Annotated in this window: 13 protein-coding genes; 10 read left to right on the top strand and 3 right to left on the bottom strand. The window is 61.4% G+C overall.

Going from position 1 to position 13544, the window contains the following annotated elements; translation table 11 throughout:
- Positions 1-13: 13 nt before the first annotated feature.
- From IFT57_RS03430 to pdxJ, 10 genes are all read left to right on the top strand, one after another.
- Positions 14-607 (top strand): sigma-E factor negative regulatory protein, encoded by a 594-nt coding sequence (locus IFT57_RS03430; protein WP_122797207.1) that lies wholly within the window; start codon positions 14-16, stop codon positions 605-607.
- Positions 608-615: 8 nt separating this feature from the next.
- Positions 616-1566 carry a MucB/RseB C-terminal domain-containing protein gene (locus IFT57_RS03425; RefSeq protein WP_192150508.1) on the top strand — a complete coding sequence of 317 codons (951 nt, stop codon included), beginning with the start codon at positions 616-618 and terminating at the stop codon, positions 1564-1566.
- Between the two features lie 321 nt (positions 1567-1887).
- Positions 1888-3273: a DegQ family serine endoprotease gene (locus IFT57_RS03420; RefSeq protein WP_244651019.1), complete on the top strand. Its 1386-nt coding sequence runs from the start codon at positions 1888-1890 to the stop codon at positions 3271-3273.
- A gap of 194 nt (positions 3274-3467) precedes the next feature.
- On the top strand, positions 3468-5264 hold the full coding sequence (gene lepA, locus IFT57_RS03415; RefSeq protein WP_122479362.1) for a translation elongation factor 4: 1797 nt from the start codon (positions 3468-3470) through the stop codon (positions 5262-5264).
- Between the two features lie 9 nt (positions 5265-5273).
- Positions 5274-6128, top strand: a complete 855-nt coding sequence (gene lepB / locus IFT57_RS03410; RefSeq protein WP_122713331.1) for a signal peptidase I — start codon at positions 5274-5276, stop codon at positions 6126-6128.
- Positions 6129-6180: 52 nt separating this feature from the next.
- Complete coding sequence (locus IFT57_RS03405) at positions 6181-6558, top strand: DUF4845 domain-containing protein (RefSeq protein WP_122713330.1); 378 nt, start codon at positions 6181-6183, stop codon at positions 6556-6558.
- Positions 6555-7244, top strand: coding sequence for a ribonuclease III (gene rnc / locus IFT57_RS03400; RefSeq protein WP_122479360.1), 690 nt, complete (start codon positions 6555-6557; stop codon positions 7242-7244). Before IFT57_RS03405 ends, rnc begins: the two co-directional genes overlap by 4 nt.
- Entirely contained in the window at positions 7237-8139 is a 903-nt protein-coding gene (gene era / locus IFT57_RS03395; RefSeq protein WP_122797209.1) for a GTPase Era, read from the top strand. The genes rnc and era overlap by 8 nt, the downstream gene beginning before the upstream one ends.
- A gap of 125 nt (positions 8140-8264) precedes the next feature.
- Positions 8265-8951 (top strand): DNA repair protein RecO, encoded by a 687-nt coding sequence (recO, locus tag IFT57_RS03390; RefSeq protein ID WP_192150506.1) that lies wholly within the window; start codon positions 8265-8267, stop codon positions 8949-8951.
- 42 nt (positions 8952-8993) lie between these two features.
- Positions 8994-9737: a pyridoxine 5'-phosphate synthase gene (pdxJ, locus tag IFT57_RS03385; RefSeq protein WP_342030328.1), complete on the top strand. Its 744-nt coding sequence runs from the start codon at positions 8994-8996 to the stop codon at positions 9735-9737.
- Here the strand turns inward: pdxJ and IFT57_RS03380 are convergent.
- The 3 genes from IFT57_RS03380 to IFT57_RS03370 all read right to left on the bottom strand — a co-directional run bounded on the left by IFT57_RS03380 (position 9734) and on the right by IFT57_RS03370 (position 13544).
- Positions 9734-10921, bottom strand: a complete 1188-nt coding sequence (locus IFT57_RS03380; protein WP_192150502.1) for a M20 aminoacylase family protein — start codon at positions 10919-10921, stop codon at positions 9734-9736. The genes pdxJ and IFT57_RS03380 overlap by 4 nt on opposite strands.
- Before the next feature lie 35 nt (positions 10922-10956).
- On the bottom strand, positions 10957-12258 hold the full coding sequence (locus IFT57_RS03375; protein ID WP_192150500.1) for an MFS transporter: 1302 nt from the start codon (positions 12256-12258) through the stop codon (positions 10957-10959).
- 383 nt (positions 12259-12641) lie between these two features.
- On the bottom strand, positions 12642-13544 hold the full coding sequence (locus IFT57_RS03370) for a LysR family transcriptional regulator (protein ID WP_192150498.1): 903 nt from the start codon (positions 13542-13544) through the stop codon (positions 12642-12644).

Raw genomic sequence — 13544 nt, 5'->3', positions numbered from 1 at the left:
AGAGAGGAACGCCATGAGTCGTGAAGCCCTGCAGGAATCGCTGTCCGCAGTGATGGATAACGAAGCGGACGAATTGGAACTGCGTCGGGTACTGACCGCATTGGACGATGCCGAAACCCGTGCCACCTGGGCACGCTTTCAGGTCGCCCGTGCCGTCATGCACAAGGATCTTCTGGATCCGCGCCTGGATCTGTCGGCTGCAGTATCAGCAGCCATTGCCGAAGATGTTGCGCCTGCAGCAGCTGCTCGCGGCCCATGGCGCAGCCTCGGTCGTCTGGCCGTGGCTGCTTCGGTGACGGTCGCAGTGCTGGCAGGTGTACGCCTGTACAATCAGGACGACATTACCGGTGCCGAACTGGCGCAGCAGCAGCCTGCACTGCAGGCACCGTCGACGCCGATGGTACAAGGTCCGGCCGTTCTGGCAGGCTACACGCCTGACAGTTCCGACGCTCCAGGGCCCATGGCCAATGGCGTGCTGAAGGGTGAGGAAGGCTTGAACGACCAGCGTCTGCCGGGCTACCTGCGTCAGCACTCGCAAGAAGCGGCTGCCAAGGGTTCCGAAAGCGCTCTGCCCTATGCCCGCTCCGCGAGCATGGAAAACCGTTAATCCCGATCATGCGTGCGGCTCTATTCCTGCCATTTCTCCTTGGCTTGGCCGCACCGGTCGCTGCGGCTCCTGATGCAGCGCAGTGGCTTGAAAGCATGACGCGCGCCGAGCGCACGCAGAATTTCGAAGGTACGTTCGTTTACGAACGCGACGGCGACTTCTCCACCTATCAGGTTTGGCACCGTGCCGGCGACGGCGGGGTGCACGAGCGTGTGCTCAAGCTCGACGGTGTTGCTTCCGAACGTGTCCAGGTCGGTGGTCGTACGTCCTGTGCGACGGGCAATCCAATGCTCAGCGTGGGGCAAGGGCCTGCCGGCCACGATGGCGTTGTCGATCCGCTCAAACTGATGTCGTGGTACGAGCTGCGCGTTGCCGGAGCATCCAGGGTCGCCGGGCGCGATGCGGTGGTGGTGACTCTGGTTCCCAAGGATCGCGATCGCTATGCCTTCGAAATGCATCTGGATACACGCACCGGCCTGTTGCTCAAGTCTCTGCTGATCGACGCACAGGGGCGATTGCTCGAACGCTTGCAGTACACGCGTCTGGAACCAGGAGCGCCCGCGTCGGCTGACTTGAAAGCGACACCAAATTGTAAGCCTGTATTGCATACCGTCGCCGGGCCCGCACCACGCGACGTGTCCGCTTGGCGCTCCAAATGGATTCCGGCTGGCTTCGAACTGGCCCAGACTGGTCTGCGCAAATCCTCTGCGAGCAATGCCAGTGTGACCAGCCTGCTGTATGCCGATGGCCTTGCGCATTTTTCTGTATTTCTCGAACCGCTCAATGGCGCTTCGGCGCGTGATACCCGCGTACAGCTTGGCCCGACGGCGGCCGTGTCGCGGCGACTGAAGACTGCAGACGGAGAAATGATGATCACGGTGGTGGGTGAAATTCCGCTGGGCACCGCAGAGCGAATAGCCCTGTCGATGCAACGGCAGGATGGTCAAGCTCGCCGTTGAACGGTGCGCGCCTGGAGGTGTTGCCATGCCTGGTGACACTCCTTCATGTTCGATTAATCGTCGCAACGTAACGTGAAAGCTGTTTCATGCAGGTTGCAAACCGCCGGTTTTTTTCTTATAGGTCTGTGCTTCGGGGGCGAGTCATTTCTGCAGTCACAGGCTCGCTGCCGTGCGCCACAGCAAAACGCGGGATTGCCAGAGGGCTGAATCCTGGTTTTGTCGGTCGCACAACCCTATTGCTCAACCACGCTCGTTACGAACGGGAGCCGTATGTCGATAACACGTTTCAACCCCTTTCTTTCACTGTTCGCGGCAGTGCTGATGCTGGGCAACGTTGCCAGCGTCCAAGCTGAAGCGTTGCCTGATTTCACCACGCTGGTCGAGCAGGCTTCGCCCGCCGTGGTGAACATCAGTACCACGCAGAAGCTGCCGGATCGCGGGGTGGCTGCGAGCCAGATGCCAGATCTGGAAGGCTTGCCGCCGATGTTTCGCGAGTTCTTCGAACGCAACATGCCGCGCGGTGGGCCGCGGTCCCCGCAACGCGGAGATCGTCAGCGCGAAGCGCAGTCACTGGGCTCGGGCTTCATCGTGTCGGCTGATGGCTATGTGCTCACCAACAATCACGTGATTGCCGACGCCGACGAAATCATCGTGCGTTTGTCCGATCGCAGTGAGCTGAAGGCCAAGCTGGTCGGCACCGATCCACGCACCGACGTGGCGCTGTTGAAAATCGACGGCAAGAACCTGCCCACGGTCAAGCTGGGCGATTCGGCCAAGTTGAAAGTAGGCGAGTGGGTATTGGCCATCGGTTCGCCGTTCGGCTTCGACCATTCCGTCACCAAGGGTATCGTCAGTGCCAAGGGCCGGACGCTGCCCAATGACGCCTACGTACCGTTCATTCAAACGGATGTGGCTATCAACCCGGGCAACTCGGGTGGCCCGCTGTTCAACATGAACGGTGAAGTGGTGGGTATCAACTCGCAGATATTCACCCGTTCCGGCGGCTTCATGGGCTTGTCCTTCGCCATCCCGATCGACGTCGCCCTGGACGTTTCGGACCAGCTCAAGAAGGACGGCAAGGTCAGTCGCGGCTGGCTGGGTGTGGTCATTCAAGAGGTCAACAAGGACCTGGCCGAGTCGTTCGGCCTGGACAAGCCGGCCGGTGCACTGGTTGCACAGGTGCTCGAAGAGGGCCCTGCAGCCAAGGGCGGCCTGCAGGTGGGTGATGTGATCCTGAGCATGAATGGCCAGCCGATCGATATGTCGGCCGACCTGCCGCATCTGGTCGGGGGACTCAAGGCCGGAGCCAAGGCCAGCCTGGAAGTGATTCGGGAAGGCAAGCGCCGTACGGTCGACGTAACCGTCGGTGCGATGCCGGATGACGATCAGGACCTGGATGCAGGTGCCAAGGCCCAGACCGAGCGCAGCAGCAATCGTTTGGGTGTGTCGGTGGCAGAGCTGACCACCGAGCAGAAAAAGGCACTGGAGCTCAAGGGCGGTGTGGTCATCAAGGAAGTGCAGGACGGTCCGGCGGCGCTGATCGGCCTGCAGCCCGGCGACGTCATCACGCACCTGAACAACCAGGCCATCGAGTCGTCGAAGCAGTTCGCCGATATCGCCAAGGGCCTGCCGAAGAATCGTTCGGTGTCCATGCGCGTGCTGCGTCAGGGCAGGGCGAGCTTCATCACCTTCAAGCTGGCTGAGTAAGCAGGTTGGGTGTGTGAGCGAGAGGCGGCCTTCGGGTCGCCTTTTTTGTGAGCGGTGGTGTGGCCCTCTGCCCGCGAAGACGTCCGGACAACCACCCCTCGACCCACCGCTCCCACACCCCAACGTAATTCAGGTACAATTCCCGGCTATTTTTCGTTGGGCGTCCGGCCCGCAGCCTTTTTGAGTGTTGACCCGTGAGTGATTTGAGTCATATCCGCAATTTCTCCATCATCGCCCACATCGATCACGGCAAGTCGACCCTCGCCGATCGGTTCATCCAGATGTGCGGCGGCCTGGCCGACCGTGAAATGGAGGCCCAGGTGCTGGACTCCATGGACCTGGAGCGTGAGCGCGGGATCACCATCAAGGCGCACAGCGTTACGCTGCACTACAAGGCGCAGGACGGCAAAACCTATCAGCTGAACTTCATCGACACCCCGGGCCACGTCGACTTCACCTACGAAGTCAGCCGTTCTCTGGCGGCCTGCGAAGGTGCGCTGCTGGTGGTGGATGCGGGGCAGGGCGTCGAAGCCCAGTCCGTGGCCAACTGTTACACGGCCATCGAGCAAGGCCTGGAAGTGATGCCGGTGCTGAACAAGATGGACCTGCCCCAGGCCGACCCGGACAAGGTCAAGGACGAGATCGAGAAGATCATCGGCATCGACGCCACCGACGCCGTGGCCTGCAGCGCCAAGAGCGGCATGGGCGTGATCGACGTGCTCGAGCGCCTGGTGCAGACCATTCCAGCCCCTACCGGCGATATCGAAGCACCGTTGCAGGCGTTGATCATCGACTCCTGGTTCGACAACTACCTGGGTGTTGTCTCGCTGGTACGCGTGCGCCATGGCCGGGTGAAGAAGGGCGACAAGATTCTGGTCAAGTCCACCGGCAAGGTGCACCTGGTCGACAGCGTCGGCGTCTTCACGCCCAAGCACACCGCCACCGCCGACCTCAAGGCGGGCGAGGTGGGCTTCATCATCGGCAGCATCAAGGACATTCACGGCGCGCCGGTCGGCGACACCCTGACTCTGAGCAGCACGCCCGATGTCGCCGTACTGCCGGGCTTCAAGCGCATTCAGCCGCAGGTCTACGCCGGGCTGTTCCCGGTTAGCTCGGAAGACTTCGAGGATTTCCGCGACGCCCTGCAGAAGCTGACCCTCAACGATTCCTCGCTGCAATACCTGCCGGAAAGCTCCGACGCCCTGGGCTTCGGTTTCCGCTGCGGGTTCCTCGGCATGCTGCACATGGAGATCATCCAGGAGCGCCTGGAGCGCGAGTACGACCTGGACCTGATCACCACCGCGCCGAGCGTGATCTTCGAAGTGGTCATGAAGACCGGTGAAACCATTTATGTCGACAACCCGTCGAAGCTTCCGGATGCGTCATCCGTCGAAGACTTCCGCGAGCCGATCGTGTCGGCGACGATTCTTGTGCCTCAAGAGCACCTGGGCAACGTCATTACCCTGTGCATCGAGAAGCGCGGCGTGCAGCGCGACATGCAATTCCTCGGCAGCCAGGTTCAGGTTCGCTACGACCTGCCGATGAATGAAGTGGTGCTGGACTTCTTCGACCGCCTGAAATCCACCAGCCGTGGCTATGCCTCGCTGGACTACCATTTCGAGCGTTACCAGTCGGCCAACCTGGTCAAGCTGGATGTGTTGATCAACGGTGACAAGGTCGACGCCCTGGCGCTGATCGTGCACCGAGACAACGCGGCCTACAAGGGCCGTGCATTGACCGAAAAAATGAAGGAGCTGATCCCTCGGCAGATGTTCGATGTGGCAATCCAGGCCGCCATTGGCGGACAGGTCATTGCCCGGACCACTGTCAAGGCGCTCAGAAAGAACGTACTGGCCAAGTGCTACGGTGGCGACGTGAGTCGTAAACGCAAGCTGTTGGAGAAACAGAAGGCCGGTAAGAAACGCATGAAGCAGGTCGGCAACGTGGAAATTCCACAGGAAGCCTTCCTTGCTGTGCTCAGGTTGGAATAGTCGAGTCCTATGTCACTAAATTTCCCGCTGTTGCTGGTCATCGCCGTAGCCGTTTGCGGTCTGCTGGCCTTGCTTGATCTGGTCGTCCTGGCGCCGCGACGACGGGCTGCGATCGCCACCTACGAGGGCAGCGTCAGCCAGCCCGAGCCGGCGGTGGTCGAGCGCCTGGACAAGGAACCGTTGCTGGTCGAGTACGGCAAGTCGTTCTTTCCGGTGTTGTTCATCGTGCTGGTATTGCGCTCGTTTCTGGTCGAGCCGTTCCAGATTCCTTCGGGCTCGATGATCCCGACTCTGGAAGTGGGCGATTTCATCCTCGTGAACAAGTTCTCCTATGGCATTCGCCTGCCGGTGGTGGACAAGAAGGTCATCGAGGTCAACGATCCCAAGCGCGGCGACGTCATGGTGTTCCGCTACCCCAGCGATCCCAACGTCAATTACATCAAGCGCGTGATCGGCTTGCCGGGCGACCAGATTCGCTACACCTCGGACAAGCAGCTGTACGTCAACGGCGAATTGATCGCCCGGCAACTGGTCGGCAGCGAGCCGGGCAGCCTGGGCAGCGCCGAGTTGTACAAGGAAAAGCTGGGCGAAGTCGAGCACGTGATTCGCCAGGAGATGTCTCGCTATCGCGCGCCGCCCGACAGCCAGTGGACGGTGCCTGCCGGGCACTACTTCATGATGGGCGACAACCGCGACAACTCGAACGACAGCCGCTACTGGGACGATCCGTCGATTCCCAAGGAGCTGCTGGGCATGGTCCCCGACCAGAACATCGTCGGCAAGGCCTTTGCCATCTGGATGAGCTGGCCCGAACCCAAGCTCAGCCACCTGCCCAACTTCTCGCGAGTCGGGCTGATCAAGTAGCGCCGCCGGCGCCGTCCACGGACGGCGCCGATCGTTTTCCGAGGTGTCCAGCATGAACGCAGTGAAGTCTCAGCAAGGCATGTCCATCGTTGGCTGGTTGCTGACTTTGGCGGTGATCGCGTTCGTGGCCAGCACGGCTTTCAAGCTGGTGCCGCACTACATGGACTACCGGACGCTGAGCCAGGCCATCGAGTCGGCGGGCGCGGACAAGTCCACCCGGGTCGATACGGTGGGTGAATTCTATGGCCACGTCAGCCGGGCCATGCAGGTCAACAATATTCAGGATCTGGATTTGAACAAGGTTTTAAGCATCACCGAGGCGGGCAACGCATTCAAGGCGCACCTCAAGTACGAAAAGCGTGAGCCACTGATCCAGAATTTGGACGTGGTGGTGAAGTTCGATCGTGAGTTCAGCGTGGTCAAGCCGTGACCGCTTCCCTGGGCCGCCTCGAACGCCAGCTGGGCTACACTTTCAAGGACCAGGACCTGATGGTGCTGGCGCTGACTCATCGCAGCTTCGCCGGGCGAAATAACGAGCGCCTCGAGTTTCTCGGCGACGCCATCCTCAATTTCGTCGCTGGCGAGGCGCTTTTCGAGCGCTTTCCGCAAGCCCGTGAAGGCCAGCTTTCACGCTTGCGCGCACGCCTGGTCAAGGGTGAAACCCTGGCCATACTGGCCCGCGGCTTCGATCTAGGCGATTACCTGCGCCTGGGCTCGGGCGAATTGAAGAGTGGTGGTTTCCGCCGCGAATCGATTCTGGCCGATGCCCTCGAAGCACTGATCGGGGCCATCTACCTGGACACCGGCATGGATGCAGCGCGTGATCGCGTGCTGGCCTGGCTGGAAGGGCAGTTCGAAGGGCTGACGCTGGTCGATACCAACAAAGATCCCAAGACCCGCCTGCAGGAGTTCCTGCAGTCGCGCGGTGCTGAGCTGCCGCGCTATGAAGTGGTGGATATCCAGGGCGACCCACACTGCCGACAGTTCTTCGTCGAGTGTGAAGTCGTCCTTCTGAATGAGAAAAGCCGGGGCCAGGGCGTCAGCCGTCGCATCGCCGAACAGGTGGCCGCCGCGTCTGCCCTGATCGCTCTGGGCGTGGAGAATGGCAATGACTGATGCACCCGTTACCCGTTGTGGCTATGTAGCCATCGTCGGCCGCCCGAATGTCGGCAAGTCGACGTTGCTCAACCACATTCTGGGGCAGAAGCTGGCGATCACGTCGCGCAAGCCGCAGACCACTCGCCACAACATGCTGGGCATCAAGACCGAGGGCGAGATCCAGGCCGTCTATGTCGACACCCCGGGCATGCACAAGGGCAATGAAAAAGCCCTCAACCGCTACATGAACAAGACCGCCTCGGCAGCGTTGAAAGACGTCGACGTGGTGATCTTCGTGGTCGACCGCACCAAGTGGACGGACGAAGATCAACTGGTTCTGGAGCGAGTGCAGTACGTCCAGGGGCCGGTGATCCTGGCCATCAACAAGACCGACCGCATCGAGGACAAGGCTGAGCTGATGCCGCACCTGGCGTGGCTGCAGGAGCAGCTGCCGAACGCCGAGATCGTGCCGATTTCCGCGCAGCACGGGCACAACCTGGAAGCGCTGGAAAAAGTCATTGCCGGGCATCTGCCGGAGAATGAGCACTTCTTCCCCGAAGACCAGATCACCGACCGCAGCAGCCGCTTCCTGGCCGCCGAACTGGTGCGCGAGAAGATCATGCGCCAGCTGGGTGCCGAGCTGCCGTACCAGATCACCGTCGAGATCGAGGAATTCAAGCAGCAGGGCAAGACGCTGCATATCCATGCCTTGATCCTCGTCGAGCGTGATGGCCAGAAGAAAATCATCATTGGCGACAAGGGCGAGCGTATCAAGCGCATCGGCATGGAAGCGCGCAAGGACATGGAGGTGCTGTTCGACTCCAAGGTCATGCTCAATCTGTGGGTGAAGGTGAAGGGCGGCTGGTCCGATGACGAGCGGGCGTTGCGTTCGCTGGGGTATAACGACCAGTAATTTCACATCGCGGACGACACCCTGTAGCAGCGGCGCAAGCCGCGTCAAAGGGCGCAGCAGATCTTCTGTTGGTTCGCGAGGGTTCGTGACGCGGCTTGCGCCGCTGCTACAGGTTTGCGTAAGCCATGTCCAATACCCCAACGCCACAACCCGCCTACGTCCTGCACTCGCGTGCCTATCGCGAAACCAGTGCCCTCGTCGATTTCCTCACCCCCCAGGGCCGCCTGCGCGCCGTGTTGCGTAACGCGCGCGGCAAGGCGGGCACCCTGGCGCGTCCGTTCGTGCCGCTGGAGGTCGAGTTTCGCGGCAAGGGCGAACTCAAGAACGTTTCGCGCATGGAGTCCGCTGGGGTGGCGGTGTGGATGCTCGGTGACGCGCTGTTCAGCGGCCTGTACCTCAACGAGCTGATCATCCGTCTGTTGCCCAGTGAAGACCCCCACCCCCAGCTGTTCGATCATTATGCTGCCACCCTTCAGGCACTCGGCGCAGGGCGGGCGCTGGAGCCTTTGCTGCGCTCCTTCGAGTGGCGTCTGCTGGATCAGCTGGGGTATGGCTTCGCGTTGGACGTCGACGTCAATGGTGAGCCTGTGGCGGTCGATGGCTTGTACCGCTTGCTGGTGGATGCTGGCCTGGAACGGGTCGAGCTGTTGCAGCCAGGGCTGTTCCAGGGCGCCGAGTTGCTGGCAATGGCCCAGGCCAGTTGGGAAACACCCGGTGCGCTGGCCGCAGCCAAGCGCCTGATGCGCCAGGCCCTGGCGGTGCACCTGGGCGGCCGCCCGCTGGTCAGCCGCGAGCTGTTTCGCAAGCCCTGACCAACACGTATGCTGTGGGCCTGGATTTATCGGAGAGTTCTCGTGAATACCTGTAACCGCATTCTGCTGGGCGTCAACATCGACCACGTGGCGACCCTGCGTCAGGCCCGTGGCACGCGCTATCCCGATCCGGTCAAGGCCGCGCTCGACGCCGAGGAAGCCGGAGCCGACGGCATCACTGTGCACCTGCGTGAAGACCGCCGGCACATCCAGCCGCGCGACGTGCTGCTGCTCAAGGACGTGTTGCAGACGCGGATGAATTTTGAAATGGGCGTCACCGAGGCCATGCTGACCTTTGCCGAGCAGATTCGCCCGGCTCACGTCTGCCTGGTGCCCGAAACCCGCGAGGAGCTGACCACCGAGGGTGGTCTGGACGTCGCCGGTCAGGAAGCCAAGATCAAGGCCGCAGTCGAGCGGTTGAGCAAGCTGGGCTGCGAGGTGTCGCTGTTCATCGATGCCGACGAGCGCCAGATCGAGGCTTCGAAGCGCATCGGTGCGCCGGCGATCGAACTGCATACCGGCCGCTACGCCGACGCCCAGACCCCGACCGATGTCGCCGGTGAACTGCAGCGCATCGTCGATGGCGTAGGCTTCGGTCTGGGCCACGGGCTGATCGTCAATGCCGGCCATGGTCTGCACTATCACAACGTCGAGCCGGTGGCCGCGATTCGCGGGGTCAACGAGCTGAACATCGGTCACGCGCTGGTGGCCCACGCGTTGTTCGTGGGCTTCAAGGCCGCGGTGGCAGAGATGAAGGCGTTGATTCAGGCGGCAAGCAAGCGCTAGTCGCACAGTGGTTGCAGATAGTCTTCCACCAGCCTCGCCCAGCACGCGGCGCCCAAGGGAATCACGGCGTCGTTGAAGTCATAGTGGTCGTTGTGCACCGAGCAGCCATTGAACGACCCAGTGCCGTTCCCCAGGACGAAATAGCAGCCTGGACGCTGATTCAGCATCCAGGCGAAGTCTTCGCTGCCCATCAGGCGCACCGGCATCTGTTCCAGCACATTGTCCGCACCCAGCACCGCGCAGGCTGCGGCATGCATACGTGCGGTTTCTTCGGGCGCATTGACCAGCACGGGTGCCAGCAACCGGTATTCGATGGCTGCGGTCACGCCGAAGCTGGCTGCCTGCCCCTGAACGATTTCGCGGATACGCTGCTCTACCTTCTCGCGTACGGCAGGCGTTGCGGTACGCACACCCAGCATCAAGGTGGCGGTCTCTGGAATGATGTTGTAGACGGTGCCGGCGCGGACTTTACCGACACTCACCACCGCAGCGTCGCTGGTCGAAAGGTTGCGCGAAACGACGGTTTGCAATGCGCTGATGATGCCTGCCAGAGCTGGTATCGGATCAATGGCGCGTTCCGGCATGGCTCCATGGCCACCTCGGCCTGTCAGGGTAATCCGCACTTCTTCCGAAGACGCCATGAAGGCGCCGGGCTGAACCACGGCCACGCCGACCGGCAAGCCGGGCATGTTGTGAAAGGCATAGACGGCGTCGCACGCAAACCTGTCGAACAGACCTGCATCCAGCATCATCCGCGCGCCCGTCAATCCTTCCTCGTCAGGCTGGAAAATCAAGTTCAAGGTGCCGTCGAATCGACCCTGGGTCGCCAAGTGCTCTGCCGCCGCCAGCAGGGTGGCGGTGTGGCCATCGTGCCCGCAGGCATGCATGCGACCCGGCCGCTCGCTCGCCCACGGCAGGCCGTTGCGCTCCATGATGGGCAATGCATCCATGTCCGCTCGGATGCCCAACGTACGTGCTGATCGCCCGCGCCTGAGTACGCCCACGACGCCTTTACCCACGTCGGTATGGACTTCATAACCCCATGCGACGAGCCGCTCGGCCACTATTGCCGCCGTGCGACAGGTGTCGGTTCCCAGCTCGGGGTGGCGGTGAATGTCCTGGCGCAGTGCCGCAAACCGTATGGCAGTGTCGAGCAGGTGCGGGTGAACCGTGGGCTCGCTCATGGGCATTTTCCTCTGTGTTGCAGTGTATTGAACGGTCAGTCGCGGCCGGGGTGCTCTGGCAGCAGACGCAGGGCGCACAGGCTGAGCGCCACAGTGGCCACCAGGTACAGCGCCGGGGTCAATGGGTTGCCGGTGACGTTGATCAGCCATGTCACCAGCAGCGGAGAAAATCCGCCGAACAGCGTCACGCTGACGCTGTAGATGATCGACATTCCGGTCACCCGCTGTTGCCGGGGGAATGCTTCGAGCAGCATGGCCATGCTCGGCGCCAGTCCGATTGCCATCGGCAGAATCAACAGGATGATGGCCACGATGCAAAGCAGAATGTTCGCGTGGCTCAAGAGCATGAATGCCGGGTAAACCGTCAGCAGTGCCATCCAGGAAATTCCATAAAGCAACGGTTTGCGACGGATGAAACCGTCGGCATAACGGCCGGCGATCGGCGTGATCACGACGAGCAGGGCGCTGGCCAGGCCGACCAGCGCAAACCCCAGGCTCTGCGGGCGGCCAAGTGTCTGGGTCAGGTAGGTGGGCATGTAATAGACCACCATGTACATGGTCACGGTGGTCGCCGACATCCAGGCAATACCCAGCAGCAGGGTGCGACTCTGCCCCTTGAGCAATTGCCCCAGCGAGGGTGTATCGGCGGTGGCGGTATGGGTTTCATCCAGGTGCTGACGGATGAACCAGCCGACCGGGCCGATCAGCAGCCCGATCACGAAGGGGACTCGCCAGCCCCAATCGAGCAACGACTCCTCGCTGAGACTACTGGTCAGCAGCAAGCCCGTGCCCGCACCCAGTAGTGCCGCAGCGCCTTGACTGGCGCCCTGCCAACTGACCACGAAGCAACGGTTGTCGGTTCGGCCCGACTCCATCATGAACGCCGATGCGCAACCCACTTCACCGCCAACCGAGAGCCCCTGCAGCAGCCTGGCGATCACCAGCAAGACACTGGCACTGATGCCGATACTGGCGTAGGTCGGTGTAAAGGCAATGATTCCGGTACCCACCGTCATCAGGGCAATGGTCAGCGACAGCGCAGCCTTGCGTCCTCGGCGGTCGGCGACTCGACCGATGAGCAACGCACCCAAGGGCCGCATGACGAAGCCGACGGCGAACGTCGCCAGAGACATGAGCAGCGAGGCCATGGGTGAAGAGCCAGGAAAGAACAACTGTCCGATGATGACGGCGAAAAAGCTGTACACCGTGAAGTCATAGATCTCCAGGCCATTACCCAGAGAAGACGCGATGATGACCCGGCGCATCTTGTTTGGCTGCGGCGCGGTCGTTGCATCGCTGGCGGTGAGAAGGGAGTCGCTGGCAAGAGTGCTCTTCATGGCTGAGGCCTGTACCCGGAATCGTGGTGCGGGCCAGTGTCGGGGATGGGCTCACCCACTGCACATCACATTTAATCAAGGGCTTATGGGTTGGTTTCGATGGGGTTGGCTGTCGATATCGAGGCCAGGGGCGAATGGGGAAGGACTGACCCAGAACAATCCGAATGAGTGACACGGGATGGGAATGTCAGTAACCATCGGAGGTCGTTACGAAGGTGTTCAGGCCGTCTGGTCAATTAGATAAAGGCTCTGGCACGGGCATCGAGCGATATCGAGTGACATCGATTGCACGCGTTGCAATGGGTTGAGCATCGCTCAAGTCCGGGGGTCGAAAAAAGTCTTTTTGGACGCTCGCCGGGTGTGGTTTTGGCACTGATGGCCGTTCATGCAAAGTTCGCCTGCAGTTGACTGAACAGCACACTCGCGGTCCTGGTCAGGTAGGCCTGGTTCACACACACGACATTGACCGAGAAATCGGGAACCGACTCCTGCAGTTGCAGGGTGTGCAGGTACTGGCCCATGTCAGTCATGCCGGCCCAGCACGGTCCGAGCGCGCTTTCGCTCACCACCATCACTGCATCGCTTTCGATCAGCATCTTCAGCGCCAGATTCATTGCGGTGCACTCGAACACCTTTGGCGGGCGGCCAAGCGCACTTGCGGTGAACAGTTGATTGAACTGAGACTGGCTGTCTGCGAGCGGGTCGACACTGATCCATTGGGCCTGCTGCAACAGCCGCAGCGATTTGACATTACGTAGCGGGTGATCCTTGCGCACTGCCACACTGCCGGGAATGCGACACAGCGGCTGCCAGTCCAGCCCTACGGCATGGCTCGGCACTTGGGAAGTCAGGGCAAAATCCAGCAGGCCATCGCGCAGATGCTGCAGCAACTGGGCAGGGCGCATCTCCAGCACCTTCAGCGCGGCGTTTGGACAGGTTTGCTGGAAACGCAGAAGGGTCTGTTGCAGCGGCGGCAGCAAGGCCGTGACGGGCGTCACCCCCAGAGTGACTTCACTCACCGTCAGACCCTTCATGTCTTCGATTTCCTGACGCGCTCGCCGTACGCTTTCCAGGGCCTGGCGGGCGTGGGTCAGCATGCGCTGGCCATGCTCGGTGAGGCTCATGCCTTTGTTGGACCGAACCAGAAGCGTCACCCCCAGTTCATGTTCCAGTTCCTTCATCGCCCGGCTCAATGCAGATTGCGTGAGGTGCAGTACGTGCGAGGCGTCTTGCAGGCTCCCGGTTTCATGAATACAGACCAGTGCGCGCAGTTGATGCAATTTCAT

This window comes from Pseudomonas sp. CFBP 13719, assembly GCF_014842095.1.
Taxonomy (GTDB): Bacteria; Pseudomonadota; Gammaproteobacteria; order Pseudomonadales; family Pseudomonadaceae; genus Aquipseudomonas.
The sequence above is the reverse complement of the archived record's forward strand: the minus strand, read 5'-3'. Positions and strand labels throughout refer to the sequence as shown.

What these genes read in the sequence shown, in the direction of transcription:
- IFT57_RS03430 (WP_122797207.1), top strand. Translation starts at nt 14, where the DNA reads ATGAGTCGTGAAGCCCTGCAGGAATCGCTGTCCGCAGTGATGGATAAC.
- IFT57_RS03425 (WP_192150508.1), top strand. Translation starts at nt 616, where the DNA reads ATGCGTGCGGCTCTATTCCTGCCATTTCTCCTTGGCTTGGCCGCACCG.
- IFT57_RS03420 (WP_244651019.1), top strand. Translation starts at nt 1,888, where the DNA reads ATGCTGGGCAACGTTGCCAGCGTCCAAGCTGAAGCGTTGCCTGATTTC.
- lepB (WP_122713331.1), top strand. Translation starts at nt 5,274, where the DNA reads ATGTCACTAAATTTCCCGCTGTTGCTGGTCATCGCCGTAGCCGTTTGC.
- IFT57_RS03405 (WP_122713330.1), top strand. Translation starts at nt 6,181, where the DNA reads ATGAACGCAGTGAAGTCTCAGCAAGGCATGTCCATCGTTGGCTGGTTG.
- era (WP_122797209.1), top strand. Translation starts at nt 7,237, where the DNA reads ATGACTGATGCACCCGTTACCCGTTGTGGCTATGTAGCCATCGTCGGC.
- recO (WP_192150506.1), top strand. Translation starts at nt 8,265, where the DNA reads ATGTCCAATACCCCAACGCCACAACCCGCCTACGTCCTGCACTCGCGT.
- IFT57_RS03380 (WP_192150502.1), bottom strand. Translation starts at nt 10,921, where the DNA reads ATGAGCGAGCCCACGGTTCACCCGCACCTGCTCGACACTGCCATACGG.
- IFT57_RS03375 (WP_192150500.1), bottom strand. Translation starts at nt 12,258, where the DNA reads ATGAAGAGCACTCTTGCCAGCGACTCCCTTCTCACCGCCAGCGATGCA.
- IFT57_RS03370 (WP_192150498.1), bottom strand. Translation starts at nt 13,544, where the DNA reads ATGAAATTGCATCAACTGCGCGCACTGGTCTGTATTCATGAAACCGGG.